We start from the raw sequence: 15,014 nt of genomic DNA, 5'->3' as shown, positions 1-15,014 counted from the left end.
ACGTGATCTCGTAGGGTGGACAAAGACGCGGCGCGCATCGCGCGTCGCGACGTGCCCACCGGCCGCGGTACGATACCCGCCGTTATCTGGGAGCGCAGCGACGCGATTCAGAGTTCCAGAAATTTCGACGTGCGCGCCCAAAATTCTACTTTCTTTTTTTCAGAAATTATGCTCTATTCCGCGCATCCCGCTCCCTGAAGAGGGGCGTTGCGCGCGATCGTCACGACACGCGGGGCGGGGAGCGATGGCTGTGAGATGCCGCAGCGTGGGGCGAGGCCTTGCGCGGACGAACGGCAGGCTTGCGGACGTGAAGGCGTATGGTCCTGGCGCCCCGATGCTGGCGCCAAGTCCGCGGGTGATGATCCCGCCGGCGACGGTGGCTAAAAGCCGGACACCGGGGAGAGTACGCAGTAAACGTGAAAACCATCGCGCAGGGAAGGCCGGGCGTTCTCGGCTGCACCTGTGGTACCTGCCGCCTGCATTTTTCTCGCAGGCGGGCCGCAGGCGTCAGCCGGCGCCTGGCCTTCCCTGCGCCCTCTTCACGAGAGGGTGAAACGATCGGCAAGACTCGGGCGCATCCGCGCCGCGAGACGACGTCTTCATGTGCGTGTCACAGTCAACGGATCGAAGCTGCAACGGATGATCGCACGATGGACCGTCACCCATCGCAGGGCCTTGAAAACCATGACTCGATTTTTGCGGACACGCGCAACGTTGCGAGCCCGTCCGAGCTGGAACGCAAATCCGGAGCATGGGCGTCAGGCTGGAGTAGGCGCGTACCCGCGGAGGTTGGCCTACAGACTGGCAACACCGTTACGGCGATCCGCCGCGCGCTCGATGCGTCCATGGTGCGTCGCGGTGAAACCGCGATTGCCCAGAACCAGCTGAATGCAGGCTGAACGGCTGTCGTTCAACTTTCAAATTTTTAAAGCAAAACAGAGGCGAGTTGGGCGATTTTTAGGTTGTTTAAAGCTCCAGTTCCGCACTATTAGCGCAACGATGAGACCGCCAGAGCCGGAATCGTCGACCGATCAAGCGAGCCGATCTGACCAGCCATGGCGTCTGACATGAACCCATCTCCGCAGATGCTCAGCACCAAGCGGCTGCTGATCGGCCTTGCTGCCCTGGCGATGGTCGGCGCGGGCGGCTATGGCTACGTGCAGGTCCGGTCGGGAACGGCTGCGAAGGACAATATCGAGCTCTCCAGCCAGTCCAAACGCAACGGCACCAGCTTCACGCCATCGGCGGCGGAATGGTCGACGCTGACGATCGAGCCGGTGTGCGAGAAGATATTTCGTGCCGAGCATATTACCGAGGGCAAGGTTGCCGTCGACGAGGATCGTTCGACACCGGTCTTCTCGCCCTATGCCGGCCGTGTCACCAAGCTGCTCGCCCGTCCCGGCGAAACCGTGCGCCAGGGCCAGCCGCTGTTCGTGATCGAGGCCGCCGACACCGTGCAGGCGCAGAACGATTTCATCGCCGCCATCAGCGCGATGAACAAGGCGAAGTCCGCCCTCGACCTCGCCGACATCCAGTACAAGCGCGCCAAGGACCTGTTCGAAGGCCGGGCGATCCCGCTGAAGGATTTCCAGCAGGCGGAGGCGACCTCCGTTCAGGCTCAGAATGACATGCGGTCGTCACAAACGGCGCTGGAGGCCGCGCGCAACAAGCTGCGCATCCTCGGCTTCACCGAGGCCGCGATCACCGATTTCCAGAGCAAGGGCGTGATCGATCGCGAGATCACCATCTACTCGCCGATCGCCGGCACGGTCGTGCAGCGCAAGGTCGGCCCTGGACAATATGTCAATTCCGGTGCGAGCGACCCGGTATTCGTGATCGGTGATCTCTCCACCGTCTGGCTGACGGCCTTCGTCCGCGAGAGCGATGCGGCGCTGGTGAACGTCGGCGAGGAGATTCTCGTCAACGTGCTGGCGCTGCCCGGCCGGCCGCTCAAGGCCAGCATCAACTACGTCGCCGCATCGATCGACCCGGCGACACGGCGGCTCCTGGTCCGCGCCACCATCGACAACAAGGATGGCCTGCTGAAGCCGGAGATGTTCGCCAACGTGACGATCTATTCGCCAGGCGAACAGCCCGCGGTCGCGGTGCCCCGGCAGGCGCTGATCTACGAAGGCAATCAGGTCCGCGTCTGGGTCGCCCGCCCCGACAAGTCGATCGAGCTGCGCAAGATCAAGACCGGTTTGATCAATGGCGATCTGGTCGCGGTCGAAAGCAATCTGAGCGCCGGCGAGCAGATCGTCACCAAGGGCAGCCTGTTCATCGATCGCGCAGCCTCGGGCAGCTGACATGCGCTTCTTCTGCCTGCCTTCCTGAAAGTGCCGATCTGAATGGACCGTCTCGTCGCCATCGCCGTTCAGCGGCGCTTCCTGATGGTCGGAATGTTCGTCGCCGTCCTGATCGGAGGTCTGATCGCATTCCGCCAGCTCAACATCGAGGCCTATCCAGATCCGACCCCGCCGATGGTCGACATCGTGACGCAGAGCCCCGGCCTCTCGGCCGAGGAGATCGAGCGCTACATCACGATCCCGATCGAGACCCAGGTCGCGGGCATCAAGAACCTGCGCACCATCCGCACGATCTCGCTGTACGGCCTGTCCGACGTCAAGCTGCAGTTCTCGTTCGACTACACCTACGATGAAGCCTTGCAGCAGGTGCTGAATCGCCTGTCGCAACTGTCGCCGCTGCCGGGCAACGTCACGCCGCAGATCTCACCGCTCAGCGCGGTCGGCGAAATCTATCGCTATCGCTTGCGCGGTCCGCCGGGCTACAGCGTGCTCGACCTCAAGACCTTGCAGGACTGGGTGCTGCAGCGCCGCTTCCGCGCGGTGCCTGGCGTCATCGACGTCACCGGCTGGGGCGGCAAGACCAAGACTTATGAGATCCAGGTCGACTTCAACAAGCTCGTCGCGAACGGCCTGACCCTGCCGCAGCTCTTGCAGGCGGTCGGCAACTCCAACATCAACGTCGGCGGCAACACGGTCGAGATCGGCACGCAGTCGGCGGTCGTGCGCGGTGTCGGCCTGATCCGCTCGATGGACGATCTCGCCAACACCATGGTGTCGCAGAGCGGCGGCAACCCGGTGCTGGTGAAGGACGTCGCCAACGTCACGGTGGCGGAGAAGCCGCGGCTCGGCATCGCCGGCCTCAACGACAACGACGACATCGTCCAGGGCATCGTGCTGATGCGGCGCGGCGAGCAGAGCTCGCCGACGATCGCCCGCGTCGAGCAACTGGTCGATCAGATCAACAATTCGACGATCCTGCCGCCGGGCGTGCGCATCGAGCGCATCTACGACCGCAAGGACCTGATCGACACCACGACCCACACCGTCCTCCACAACATGGTGGTCGGCATCGGCCTGATCGTGCTGCTGCAGTGGATCTTCCTGGGCAATCTGCGCAGCGCGCTGATCGTCGGCGCCACCATTCCGTTCGCGCTGTTCTTTGCCGTCATCATCCTGGTGCTGCGCGGCGAGTCCGCCAACCTGCTGTCGGTCGGTGCAATCGATTTCGGCCTGATCGTCGATGCCACCGTCATCATGGTCGAGGCGATCTTCCGCCGGCTGACGCAGACCACGCCGTTATCCGCCGCCGAGGAGAGCCACATCTCGCCGGAGACGATGATGGGCATGAAGGGCCACGCGATCCTGTCGGCCGCGGCGGACGTGTCGCGCTCGATCTTCTTTGCCGCGGCCATCATCATCGCCGCGTTCCTGCCGCTGTTCACCCTGAGCGGCGTCGAGGGCAACATCTTCGGGCCGATGGCGCGCACCTATGCCTATGCGCTCGCCGGCGGTCTGCTCGCGACCTTCACGGTCACGCCCGCGCTCAGTGCGATCATCCTTCCGGCGCATGTCGAGGAGACCGAGACGCGCCTGATGCGGCTGCTGCATGCAATCTATTCGCCGGCGCTGCGCTGGGCTGTCGGCAATCGCAACCTGGTGATGACCGGCGCGATCGGCCTCGTATTGTTGACGGTGGTGGTCGGCCGACTGCTGGGCCTGGAATTCCTGCCCAAGCTGGAGGAGGGCAATCTCTGGATCCGTGCGACCCTGCCGCCGACGATCTCGCTGCAGGAAGGCAACGCCTACGTCAACGAGATGCGCAAGATCATCCGCGCGCGGCCCGAGGTCGATGCGGTGGTCTCGCAGCACGGCCGTCCCGACGACGGCACCGATGCCGCGGGCTTCTTCAATGCCGAGTTCTTCGCGCCGCTGAAGCCGGTCAAGGACTGGCCCGGCACCAAGGACAAGGACCAGCTCACTGCGGAGCTGCTGAAGCAGCTCGACGACCGCTTTCCCGGTGTCGAGTTCAACTTTTCGCAATATCTGCAGGACAACGTCTCGGAAGCCGTGTCCGGCGTGAAGGGCGAGAACTCGATCAAGCTCTATGGCAATGATCTGCAGGCACTGACGGACACCGCCAACAAGATCAAGCAGGTCCTGTCCACCGTGCAGGGCGTCACCGACCTTGCGGTGTTCACCTCGCTCGGACAGCCGACGGTCCAGATCGACATCGATCGGGCCAAGGCTGCGCGCTACGGGCTGGCGCCCGGTGACATCAACGCCACCATCAAGGTGGCGATCGGCGGTGACACTGCGGGAGATCTCTACGAGCCGGGCAGCGACCGGCATTTCCCGATCATCGTTCGTCTGGCGCCGGAATATCGCAAGAGCGCGGAGGCGATCGAGAATTTGCGCATCGGCGCGCAGGGGCCGAACGGCATCACCCAGATTCCGCTGAGCGAGGTCGCGACCATCAAGCTGGTCTCGGGCGCGGCCTATATCTATCGCGAGCAGCAGGAGCGCTATCTGCCGATCAAGTTCTCGGTGCGCGAGCGTGATCTCGGCAGTGCGATCCAGGAGGCGCAGCAGAAGGTCGCCGAGCAGGTGCAGTTGCCGCCGGGCTCACGCGTCGAGTGGGTCGGCGAGTTCGGCAATCTGCAGGATGCAATCAAACGGTTGTCGATCGTGGTGCCGATCAGCCTCGCTCTGATCGGCGTGCTCCTCTGGTTCAATTTCGGCTCGATGGCCGATACCTTGCTGGCCATGAGCGTGATCCCGATGGCGATCTTCGGCGGCGTCGTCGGCCTCGTTTTGACGGGCATCCCGTTCAGCGTGTCGGCCGCGATCGGCTTCATCGCGCTGTTCGGCATCGCCGTGATGGACGGCATCATCATCCTGTCGCAGTTCAACCAGCTGATCGACGAGGGCGTCGACCGCATCGAGGCGGTCATCCGCACCGGCGAATTGCAGCTTCGTCCGGTGCTGATGACCTGCGTCGTCGCCGGCATCGGCCTGATGCCGGCCGCGGTGTCGACCGGCATCGGCTCGCAGGTGCAGAAGCCGCTTGCGATCGTCGTGGTCACCGGCATGATGCTGGCGCCGGTGGTCATCCTCATCACGCTGCCGGTCCTGATCTCGCTGTTCTCGCGGCGACGGGTCCGCTAGATGCGCATGTGCTCGTCGATGCGCGCGGCGGAGTCACGATCGACCGCGGCGGCATCGACGATCTCGCCGCGCTTGAACACGAGGTATCTGTCGCTGATCGAAAGCGCGAACGGCAGATGCTGCTCGACCACGATCATCGAGGTGCCGATCTCGCGTCGGACCCGCACCAGCACCTCGGACAGCCGATCGACGACGGAGGGCTGCAGACCTTCCGTGACCTCGTCGAGCAGCAGTACGTCGGGCTTCGCCATCAGCGCGCGCGCCACGATCAGCATCTTCTGCTCGCCGCCGGACAGCGTGCCGGCCCTCTGGCTCAGCCGCTTGGTCAGCACCGGAAACCAGCCGCCGACCTGCTCGAAACGCGCGCTCATGTCATCGTCCGTGAGCACGCCAAGTCTGAGATTGTCGCGCACCGACAGGTCCTGGAACAGCGCATGTTCCTGGGGAACATAGACCAGCCCCATCTTCCGCTTCAGATGCGGCGCCACCCGCGTCACGTCCTTGCCTGCAAGTTTCACTCGGCCGCGCCAGGCCGGCAGGAAGCCGACGATGGCCTTGAGCAGCGAGGTCTTGCCCATGCCGTTCTTGCCGACGATGGCGAGGGTTTCGGCTTTGCCGAGCGCAAAACCGACATTGCTGATCACCTCCGACGAGCCGTAGCCGCTCGCCAGATCGCTGACTTCCAGGACGCTGCTCATGCGAGGGTCTCCGCATGCAGGACATGCTGTCCGGTGTATATTTCACGCACCAGATCGCTGTTCACGACCTCGTCGACCGAGCCGTCGAGCGCGAGGCGCCCCTGGTGCAGCACGATGATGCGCGAGGAGATCTCGCGGACGAAATCGAGATCGTGCTCGACCAGGAGGATGCAGAGCCGGTCGCGGCGGGCGAGGGCGGTGAGGATGTCGGCGAAGCTCTGCCGTTCCGCGCGCGTCAGTCCGGCGGTTGGCTCATCCAGCAGCAGCACGTCGGGCTCGAGCGACAGCACCATCGCGAGCTCGAGTGCCTGCTTGAGCCCGTGGCTCAGATTGCGCGCTTCCTCATCGAGCCGCTCGCTGAGCCCGGAGCGTTCGACGACCGACATGGCTGCAGGCGGCAGCGCCAGCATCATCGCGCGCGACGTCAGTGCGGGAGGATCTGCGTGTGTCCGCGCGACGCGCAGGCACTCTGCGACGGTCAGCGTCTCGAACACCGAAGCCGTCTGGAACTTGCGCCCGAGACCAAAACGGACGACGCGATCCGGCGGCAGCCGTACGATGTCATGGCCGGCGATCGCGACGTCGCCGGTCGAGCGCTCGCGGCCGTCGGAGAGGCAACGGATCAAGGTGGTCTTGCCGGCCCCGTTGGGACCGACGAGGCTCAGCAATTCGCCGCGATATGCCGTGAACTGCACGCCGTCCAGCACTGCGAGACTACCATAATGCTTGCCGAGCGCGCGAACTTCGATTGCAACGGCGTCCGGATTGCTGACCGTCGTGGCGGCGGCGGCCGGGCGCAGCGTCGTCGCAGTGCTCCGTCCCGAACCACCGCGCTTGAACAGGCGCATCACAGCGCCGAGCAGGCCATCGGGGAAGACAAGGATCACGATGATCAGCGCAAGCCCGACGATCAGCTCCCACACATAGGGGAGGCTATTGGCAAGGTAGGCGCTCGCCACCTCGATGCAAAGCGCGCCGATCACCGGACCGATCACGGTGCCGCGGCCGCCGAGCGCGACCATGATCACGAGGTTGGTTCCGAAGGCGAAGCTCGCGTTCTCGGGCGCGGCGACGCCGCCGAAGCCCGCGTAGAAGAAGCCGGCGAGCGCAGACACGATTGCGGACAGCACGAGCGCGATGATGCGCAGCCGCGAGGTGTCGATGCCGAGATAGGTGCAGCGCGCGTCGTTGTCGCGCAGCGCTGCAAGCAGGCGCCCGGTGTCGCTGCGCATCAGGATGAGCGCCAGCACGGCCGTGGCAAGCAGCCCGAGACCGGCGAGGCGCAGCCAGGTCTCGATCTCCAGATCGAAGCTCTCGAAGCCGACGAGGCCGCTGGACGAGCCGGTGAATGTGCCGCCGGAATAGAGGATCTGCACCAGCACGATCGGCACCACCAGAGAGATCACCGAGGCGTAGAGCGGTGTCGAGCCGGGATAGAACGACAGCCAGCCAGTGAAAGCTGCGACAGCTGCAGCGATCGTCACCGCGGCGGCGATCGCTGCACACACCTGCCAGGTGCCGAAGCCATATTCGGTGAACATGATTGCGAGCGCATAGGCGCCGATGCCGAAGAACGCGGACTGGCCGAAGGTCAGCGTGCCGCAATAGCCCCACATGATGTCGACGGTAATGGCGGCGATGGCGACGAAGCAGGCACGCACCAGGATGTTCACGAGGTAGGTATCGAGCAGCAGTGGCGCGATGACGATCACGCCGGCCGCGATGGCCACGAGCACCACCGGGACGATCATGCGCGGCATCGCACGGCTCATTGCGGGCGCCTCGGGAGAGGCGAGGGGGCGCGCATCAGGCACGGGCAAAACCCTCCGGGCGGATCCGCAGCACGATGGCGGCGCAGATCGCAATGGTAAGGCCGCCGAGGATCGGATTGACAAAGGTCGAGACCAGCACCTGCAGCGTGCCGAGCACGGCACAGGAGCCGGCCAGTGCCAGCAGCGAGCCGCCGGACACCATGACCAGCATGAACGCGCCGATCAGCCATGGGACGCCCATGTTCGGATCGACGCTCGACAGCGGCGTGATCAGCGCGCCCGAAAGCGCAGCGAGCCCGCTGCCGAGCGCGAAGGTGATGAGCCTGACGCGCGAGGAATCGACGCCGAGGCCCTGCGCCAGCATTTCGTTCATGATCACGGCCTTGGTCGACAGGCCGAGCCGCGTCCCGTTGAGCAGGGCGGTGAACAGCAGGCCGACGATGATGGCCGCGACGATCATCACCAGCCGGTAGGCCGAATAGTCCGCCCCGAACAGATGGATCGTGCCTGAGATTGGCGCCTGCACGAACTGGACCTCGCGGCCGAACATCAACGTAATGAGCTGTCCGAGAACGATTCCGAGTCCCCAGGTGGCGAGGATCGCGTCGAGCGGGCGCTTGTAGAGCCGCCGCACGATCACGACCTCGGTGACCCCGCCGCAGACGGCGCCGGCAGCAAAGGCAAGCGGCAGGATCAGGAACCAGGGCAGGTTCAACTGCGTGCCGACCAGCGCGGCATAGGCGCCGACGGTCAGAAAGGCGGCATGGGCGAAATTGATGATCTTCATGACGCCGAACACGATCAGCAGGCCGGCGGCAATGATGAAGAGCATGGCGGCCGTCGTGACGGCATCAAGGGCGACGGTCAGCATGGACATTTCCAGTCGAGAGGTTGCGAGGCGGACGCGCGTCCGCCCCGCGGAAGCATACGCGATCAGGACTTGCCCGGGCACTGCGCGCCGGGATCGACGTTCTGGAAGCTCTGGATCACCTTCACGCTGCCGTCGGCCTGGACCTGGCCGAGATACATCGTCAGCGGCGCATGGCGCTGCTTGTCCATCTTGATCGTGCCGCGCGGGCCGTCGACCGAGACCTCGGCCAACGCCTTCAGGACCTTGTCCTGGTCGGTGCTGCCGGCCTTCTCGACCGCCGCCTTGTAGGCGTAGACCGCCTCATATTCCGGGACCGAGAGATCGTTCGGCGTCTTGAGCTCGGCGCCGAACTTCTTGGCCATCGCCGCCAGGAACGTCTTGTTGGCGGGCGTGTCGATGCCGGTCACGTAGGAGGCGGAGAGGAAGATGCCGGCGGCATCAGCGCCCATGCCCTTGGCGGTGCCCTCGTCGACGGCGAGGTTGCCGTAAGGCAGGTTCACGCCGGCGGCGCGCAACTGCTTCGTCAGGGTCACGTTCGGTGCGCCGCCCGCGGTCGAGGTGATCAGCGCGTCCGCACCCGATGCCTTCAGCTTGGAGATGATCGAGGTCCAGTCGGAGCCGTCCATCGGCAGATATTCCTCGCCGACCACCTTGCCGCCGGTCTTCTCGATGTAGCTCTTGGTGAAGCCGAGCATGCCGCGGCCGAAGGCGTAGTCGGAGCCGATCAGGAAGTAGCTCTTGGCCTTCTTCTCCTTGTTGAAGTAGTCGACGATCGGCGGCACCTGCTGGTCCGGCACCCAGGCGTTGACATACAGATAGGGGCTGCAGGACTTGCCCTCGTAGAACGAGGTGTAGATGTAGGGCGTCTTGCCGCGGGCGACGATCGGCAGGCCGGCATTGCGGGCCGCACTGGTCTCCATCGAGATCAGCACGTTGACCTTCTTCTGGAAGATCAGGGCGTCGAATGCCTTCTGCGCGCCGGCGGCGCCCGAGGCGTCATCGGCGACCTCGAGCGCGAGCTTGCGGCCGAGCACGCCGCCCTTGGCGTTGATCTCCTCAACTGCGAGCTCGGCCGACTGCACCACCGAGGGAGCGACGACGGAGTTGGCGCCGGACAGGCCGACGGGGACGCCGATCTTGATCGGATCGGCGGCCAAAGCAGGGGAGAGTGCCGTCGCCGCAAGGGCGAGCGCCAGCGAGGTGGTGATCAAACGCGACGTCATCGATTGTCCTCCGTGAATGGTCGAAAGCTGAAAAGTCGTTGTGAAGCAGTCAGTACCAACTCCGTTTGACCTCGCTGCCGAGCATCTCGTCATAGACGTCGGAGCGGCGGTCGCGCAGGACCTGGTTGAAGGCGTTCCAGTTGCGGGCGCGGCGGGCCTCGCCGAGCGCGACGTCGGCAATCACGATCTCCTCCTTATCGCGGCTCGCGGGGCCGGCGACGGGCCAGCCGGTGTAGCTGACGATCAGGCTCTGGCCCTCGAACGGCTGGCCGCGCTCGACACCGACGCGGTCAGCGCAGGCGACGAAGATCGAGTTGGAATGCGCCGCCGCCATCGCCAGAATGTTGGCCATGGCCTCGCGGCCCGGCGCCTGGCCGGGGATCGGAACCCAGTTGGTCGGCACGCAGACGATATCGGCGCCCTGCAGCGCGTTGAGGCGATAGCTCTCCGGGAACCAGCCATCGTAGCAGATCGCCATGCCGATGCGGCCGATCTCGGTGTGGTAGACGGGGAAGCCGAGATTGCCGGGCTCGAAATACAGGTTCTCCTCGTTCCACAGATGCACCTTGCGGAACGTGCCGATGTAGCCCTTCGGCCCGATCAGCACCGCGCTGTTGTAGAGCTTTGCGCCGTCGCGCTCGCAGATCCCGGCCACGAGATGCAGGCCGTGCTCGGCCGCGATCTCGCTCCAGGCCGTCACGGCGGGACCGCCAGGGATAGTCTCGGAGGCGGCGAAGGCCTCTTCGCGCGACTTGAACACGTAGCCTGAGGAGGCGAGCTCGGGCAGCACCACGAGCTTGGCGCCTTGCGCCACCGCCTGTTGGATCAGATCGAGGCTGTGGGCGAGGTTGGTTGCCAACTCGCCGACCATCGGCTGCATCTGGATGCAGGCGATCCGCACTTTGCTGTCGTCATCCGTCGTCAAGGCACGAGTCTCCGTTGCGTTCGCGAGGTCCGCGCGCGCCAAACAAAAAGCCCCCGACTGCGCCTTGCGGCGCAATGCGAGGGCTGCATAGCCTGATGTGAAATGGCCGACCGGCCATTGGCGGACATCCGATGTCCGCGATGGCCTCAAGTAATTCCCATGCTTGATACGAAGTCAACGCCATCGGCTGCAAAAATTTCGGGCCGCGGCTGCCCAACGCATGAGCGCGGAAACACCCGCTCAGCGCGAGGCCGGCGCATCCAGCACCCCCAGTCCTCCGAGCGTCTCCTGTGCATTGATGATGGAGATTGCGATGTCGGCCATGGCGACGCGCTTCTGCGTCGCCTGCGCGCGGATCAGCTCGTAAGCCTCGACCTCGCCGACCTGCTTCAGCCCCATCAGGATCTTCACCGCCTTGTCGACGTCGCGCCGCGCCTTCAAGGTCTCCTCGAGCTTCTGCACCTTGCCCTCGAGGCGGCGCGTGTAGCCGCGCAGCGAGCGCGCCAGCACCAGCGACGACAGGATGCCGAACGAGCGGATCGGCTTGTTGACGACGCCATGTGCATTGCTGTCGAGCAGTCGCTTCAGGATGGTCGGGTTCTCGTAGTCGACGATGGCGATGAAGGTGAGGGGATGATCGCTGGTGCCTTCCGGAAAGATCATCTCCTCCGAGGTCTCGATCAGCTGGAACACCGTGTCGATGTCGTGTGGGATCGCGGCCGGCGGCGGCCATACGCCGCGCACGTTGCAGCCGATGCGCTTGAGCTGGTCGATCAGCGCGTCCCCCTCGGCGTCGCGCGGATGGATCACCAGCACGCGCGCGCCGCGCAGCTCCTCGATGAGGCGGCGCACGCCGGGCTTCATGCGGTCATCCGGCCTCATGCCGACAGCGCCTCTTCGCTCAGCCAGCGGCCGCCGATCGGCGACACCGAAAGATAGGGATCGGGCTTGATCGGACTCTTGCTCTCCCAGACGATGTCGAACTGGCCGTCGGCGCGCACGCGCCCGATGCGCGGCGTCACCCAGACATGGTTGTTGTCGGGATCGATCCGGATCGGTCCCTCCGGCGCATCGAGGCTGAGGCCGAGCGCAGCTTCCACCAGCTTCTGGGTGTCGAGGCTGCCCGCCTGCGCCAGCGCCAGCGCGAACAGCTTGATCTGCGCATAGGCCGAGGCGCTCCACATGCTGACCGGCTTGTCGGGGCCGAAGGCGGCCGCGAACGCCGCCTTGAAGCGGTCGTTGCTGTCGCGCGCGAGCGTACCGAAATAGCTCGCCGCGGTGAGGTGACCCGCGCAGTATTCGGCGCCGATGGCGCGGACCTCGCCTTCAGCCATTGTGAGACTGGCGATGGGCAGCCGCTTCGGATCGAAGCCCGCCTGCGCATACATCCGGTAGAAGCGCTGCGCGGTACGGCCGACGATGGTCGAGAACACGACGTCGGGCGCGGCGTTCCTGATGGCGTCGAGGCCGCGTGCGAGCTCGGCGTCTCCAGCCTCCATCGTCACATATTGCTCGCCGACGACGCGGCCGGCATAGGACTCGACGAGGTCGCGCATGATGCGGTTGGATTCGCGCGGATAGATGTAGTCCGATCCGATCAGATAGACGCGCGGACCGTGCTTGCGCACGATGTATTCGGCGAGCTGGAACGCGTTCTGGTTCGGCGCCGGCCCGGTGTAGATCACGTTCGGCGAATATTCAAAACCCTCGTAGAGCGACGGGTACCAGAGGAGGCCGTTGCGGCGTTCAATCGCCGGCAGCACCGCCTTGCGCTCGGCCGAGGTCGAGCAGCCGAAGATCACGGAAGCGCCGTCCTCGGTGAGCAGGCGGTCGGCGAGCTTGCGGAACGTTTCCGGCTGCGAGCCTGGATCATAGGCGATGACCTCGATCTCGCGGCCGAGCACGCCGCCGTCCCGGTTGATCTCCTGGATCGCCAGCGCGGTGCCGAAGAAGTGCTCGGACTCCGTGACCTCCATCAGGCCGCTGCGCGAGAACAGCACGCCGACGCGCCAGACATCCTTGTCGGATGATTTTGCGGCCGGTCTCGTCGTCATCATCATGCCTCCAGGTCAACGGGCCGGTCGGGCCGGCTCGGAAGCGCGGACTATTGCGGCTCGCCGTGCGGTTGGCAACCGGGGGCGGGGCCGCAGGCGGGGATCCGATCAGGCAAGCCGCAGCATCGCCGCGACGCCAGGGCGTCCGGATCATGCGGCAGACGGGCCCTCGTGAACTGATGAGGGCGCAGGGAATGCCGGGCGCTGGCCGCACCCATGGCCCGCCTGCAGAAAAAAGCAGGCGGCAGTCACCACAGGTCAGCCGAGACATCCCGGCATTCCCTGCGCGGTGGTTTTAACGCTTATACGCGATCTCCCCGGGGACCGGCTTGATTGACCCCGTCGATCGCAGAGCTCATCAGGACTCCGCAACCTCCAGCCTCAGCACCGGGAGGCCAGGACCACGCGATTTCACGTCCGCGAAGCGCATCGCTCGTCCGCACAGATGCGCGCCGATGCCCTCGCGTCCACCGCATTGCCGGCCCACGTTTCGTGACGACGCGTACGCCCCTCATCCGGACCGGAACGCGGACCTTATACGCCTGATTTGCTGATTTTCAGAAGCGTTTTATTTTTCGAGCAGGCTCTTGAAATCGGCGTTGTTGCTGGAACGGCAGACAAATTCGGCGTTCTGGAGCATGTTTTCGCCGGCAACGTCGCGTCGTGGCAGGGGCCAAAGTCGAATTCGAACGTTGACCATCTCGCGACCAAGCGGCAAACCGTCCGCCGTGGAGGAAGGAACGGTCCAACTCATGGTCCCGGTCCGCTAGGAAAGCCAGATGCGTAGCCTCGAAGACCGAGCCCTGCTTCTCTTGCTCGTCGCGATATCGCTGATGTTCGGGTGGATCCTGCTGCCGTTCTACGGCGCGGTTCTGTGGGGCGTCATCGGCGTCATCGTCTTCGTTCCGCTGCACCGTTGGTTGGCGCGGTCGATGCACGGCCGACACGGCCTGGCGGCGGCCGTCGTGGTGTTGATCTTCGTCGTGATCGTCATCCTTCCGCTGTCGCTGATCGGGGCGTCGCTGGCGCAGGAGGCCTCCGGAGTCTACAAACAGATGCAGTCCGGTCAGCTCGACATTGGACAGTACTTCCAGAAGATGCTGGCCGCGCTTCCGACATGGGTGGTCGATCTGCTCAATCGCTTCGGACTCGGCAGCCTCGCCGGAATGAAGGGCAAGCTGTCGGCCGTCCTGCTGAAGGGCAGCGAGGTCATTGCGAGCCAGGCGCTCGTGATCGGACAGGGTACGTTCGAAGTCTTCGTCAATCTGTTCATCATGGTCTATCTGCTGTTCTTCCTGCTGCGTGACGAAGAGACGCTATCCGAGCGCATCAAGAGCGCCATTCCCCTGCGCCCGGAGCAACGCGATGCGCTGCTGCGGAAGTTCACCGTGGTCATCCGCGCGACGGTGAAGGGCAGTCTGCTCGTCGCTCTGGCGCAAGGCGCGCTGGGCGGCCTGATGTTCTGGTTCCTCGGCATCAACGCGCCCCTGCTGTGGGCAGTCGTGATGGCCTTCCTGTCCTTGCTTCCGGCAGTGGGAGCGGGCCTCGTCTGGTTTCCGGTCGCGCTCTATCTTCTTGCCACCGGATCGATCTGGCAGGGCGTGGTCCTGATCGCCTATGGCGCCCTCGTCATCGGTCTCGTCGACAATGTCCTGCGTCCGATCCTGGTCGGACAGGACACCAAGATGCCCGACTATGTGGTGCTGATTTCGACATTGGGCGGGATCGAGGCATTCGGCCTCAACGGGTTCGTCATCGGGCCGGTGATCGCGGCAATGTTCATCGCGATCTGGGACATCTTCTCGACCTCGCGCTGTGAGAGGGCCTTGGCGCCGGATGCCACGCGCGGGACGGGATGAGGGGAACGCGGTGCACAATGTGGAGCGCGCATTTCATCGGGCGGATTAACGGATCGTAACCCGTCCTCTCCTAGCCATGAGGCGTTCGACGGGTTAAGTTCCAGTGATCCGCCGCACGCGCTCTTTACCTGTCTCCTGACG

At 64.8% G+C, this 15,014-nt stretch carries 12 protein-coding genes; 4 read left to right on the top strand and 8 right to left on the bottom strand.

What is annotated here, in order from left to right; genetic code table 11:
• The first annotated feature begins 15 nt into the window (after positions 1-15).
• The 3 genes from QW881_RS12580 (at position 16) to QW881_RS12570 (ending at position 5,471) form a co-directional block, all read left to right on the top strand.
• Positions 16-198 carry a hypothetical protein gene (locus QW881_RS12580; protein ID WP_316158385.1) on the top strand — a complete coding sequence of 61 codons (183 nt, stop codon included), beginning with the start codon at positions 16-18 and terminating at the stop codon, positions 196-198.
• An 869-nt stretch (positions 199-1,067) separates the two neighbouring features.
• Entirely contained in the window at positions 1,068-2,306 is a 1,239-nt protein-coding gene (locus QW881_RS12575) for an efflux RND transporter periplasmic adaptor subunit (protein ID WP_410052024.1), read from the top strand.
• Positions 2,307-2,348: 42 nt separating this feature from the next.
• Positions 2,349-5,471, top strand: a complete 3,123-nt coding sequence (locus QW881_RS12570) for a CusA/CzcA family heavy metal efflux RND transporter (protein WP_316158388.1) — start codon at positions 2,349-2,351, stop codon at positions 5,469-5,471.
• Here the strand turns inward: QW881_RS12570 and QW881_RS12565 are convergent.
• The 8 genes from QW881_RS12565 to QW881_RS12530 all read right to left on the bottom strand — a co-directional run bounded on the left by QW881_RS12565 (position 5,468) and on the right by QW881_RS12530 (position 13,768).
• The gene (locus QW881_RS12565; protein WP_315798063.1) at positions 5,468-6,169 is read right to left on the bottom strand and encodes an ABC transporter ATP-binding protein; all 702 of its coding nucleotides are present in this window, start codon (positions 6,167-6,169) and stop codon (positions 5,468-5,470) included. The two genes, QW881_RS12570 and QW881_RS12565, sit on opposite strands and share 4 nt — an antisense overlap.
• Positions 6,166-7,941 carry a branched-chain amino acid ABC transporter ATP-binding protein/permease gene (locus QW881_RS12560; protein WP_316158389.1) on the bottom strand — a complete coding sequence of 592 codons (1,776 nt, stop codon included), beginning with the start codon at positions 7,939-7,941 and terminating at the stop codon, positions 6,166-6,168. The genes QW881_RS12565 and QW881_RS12560 overlap by 4 nt, the downstream gene beginning before the upstream one ends.
• Before the next feature lie 34 nt (positions 7,942-7,975).
• A complete protein-coding gene (locus QW881_RS12555) occupies positions 7,976-8,812 on the bottom strand; it encodes a branched-chain amino acid ABC transporter permease (protein ID WP_315772549.1) in 837 nt (278 codons plus the stop codon).
• Between the two features lie 62 nt (positions 8,813-8,874).
• Entirely contained in the window at positions 8,875-10,035 is a 1,161-nt protein-coding gene (locus tag QW881_RS12550) for a substrate-binding protein (protein WP_316158390.1), read from the bottom strand.
• Between the two features lie 49 nt (positions 10,036-10,084).
• Positions 10,085-10,960 (bottom strand): nitrilase family protein, encoded by an 876-nt coding sequence (locus QW881_RS12545; protein WP_316158391.1) that lies wholly within the window; start codon positions 10,958-10,960, stop codon positions 10,085-10,087.
• A 240-nt stretch (positions 10,961-11,200) separates the two neighbouring features.
• Positions 11,201-11,824 carry an ANTAR domain-containing response regulator gene (locus QW881_RS12540; protein ID WP_315737327.1) on the bottom strand — a complete coding sequence of 208 codons (624 nt, stop codon included), beginning with the start codon at positions 11,822-11,824 and terminating at the stop codon, positions 11,201-11,203.
• Between the two features lie 14 nt (positions 11,825-11,838).
• Complete coding sequence (locus QW881_RS12535) at positions 11,839-13,014, bottom strand: transporter substrate-binding domain-containing protein (protein WP_316158392.1); 1,176 nt, start codon at positions 13,012-13,014, stop codon at positions 11,839-11,841.
• A gap of 568 nt (positions 13,015-13,582) precedes the next feature.
• Positions 13,583-13,768 (bottom strand): hypothetical protein, encoded by a 186-nt coding sequence (locus QW881_RS12530; protein WP_315779724.1) that lies wholly within the window; start codon positions 13,766-13,768, stop codon positions 13,583-13,585.
• A 25-nt stretch (positions 13,769-13,793) separates the two neighbouring features.
• Here QW881_RS12530 and QW881_RS12525 point away from each other — a divergent pair, with 25 nt between their 5' ends.
• Positions 13,794-14,873, top strand: coding sequence for an AI-2E family transporter (locus tag QW881_RS12525; RefSeq protein ID WP_316158393.1), 1,080 nt, complete (start codon positions 13,794-13,796; stop codon positions 14,871-14,873).
• Positions 14,874-15,014 lie beyond the last annotated feature (141 nt).

It is taken from the genome of Bradyrhizobium sp. SZCCHNS3016 (assembly GCF_032484535.1).
Lineage (GTDB): Bacteria > Pseudomonadota > Alphaproteobacteria > Rhizobiales > Xanthobacteraceae > Bradyrhizobium.
Note: the sequence above shows the minus strand (reverse complement) of the source record. Positions and strands in the feature narration are given on the sequence as shown.

Excerpts from the sequence above, each read along its gene's own strand:
- QW881_RS12575 (WP_410052024.1), top strand. The coding sequence starts at position 1,068 with ATGAACCCATCTCCGCAGATGCTCAGCACCAAGCGGCTGCTGATCGGC.
- QW881_RS12570 (WP_316158388.1), top strand. The coding sequence starts at position 2,349 with ATGGACCGTCTCGTCGCCATCGCCGTTCAGCGGCGCTTCCTGATGGTC.
- QW881_RS12565 (WP_315798063.1), bottom strand. The coding sequence starts at position 6,169 with ATGAGCAGCGTCCTGGAAGTCAGCGATCTGGCGAGCGGCTACGGCTCG.
- QW881_RS12560 (WP_316158389.1), bottom strand. The coding sequence starts at position 7,941 with ATGAGCCGTGCGATGCCGCGCATGATCGTCCCGGTGGTGCTCGTGGCC.
- QW881_RS12555 (WP_315772549.1), bottom strand. The coding sequence starts at position 8,812 with ATGCTGACCGTCGCCCTTGATGCCGTCACGACGGCCGCCATGCTCTTC.
- QW881_RS12550 (WP_316158390.1), bottom strand. The coding sequence starts at position 10,035 with ATGACGTCGCGTTTGATCACCACCTCGCTGGCGCTCGCCCTTGCGGCG.
- QW881_RS12540 (WP_315737327.1), bottom strand. The coding sequence starts at position 11,824 with ATGAAGCCCGGCGTGCGCCGCCTCATCGAGGAGCTGCGCGGCGCGCGC.
- QW881_RS12535 (WP_316158392.1), bottom strand. The coding sequence starts at position 13,014 with ATGACGACGAGACCGGCCGCAAAATCATCCGACAAGGATGTCTGGCGC.
- QW881_RS12530 (WP_315779724.1), bottom strand. The coding sequence starts at position 13,768 with ATGAGTTGGACCGTTCCTTCCTCCACGGCGGACGGTTTGCCGCTTGGT.
- QW881_RS12525 (WP_316158393.1), top strand. The coding sequence starts at position 13,794 with ATGCGTAGCCTCGAAGACCGAGCCCTGCTTCTCTTGCTCGTCGCGATA.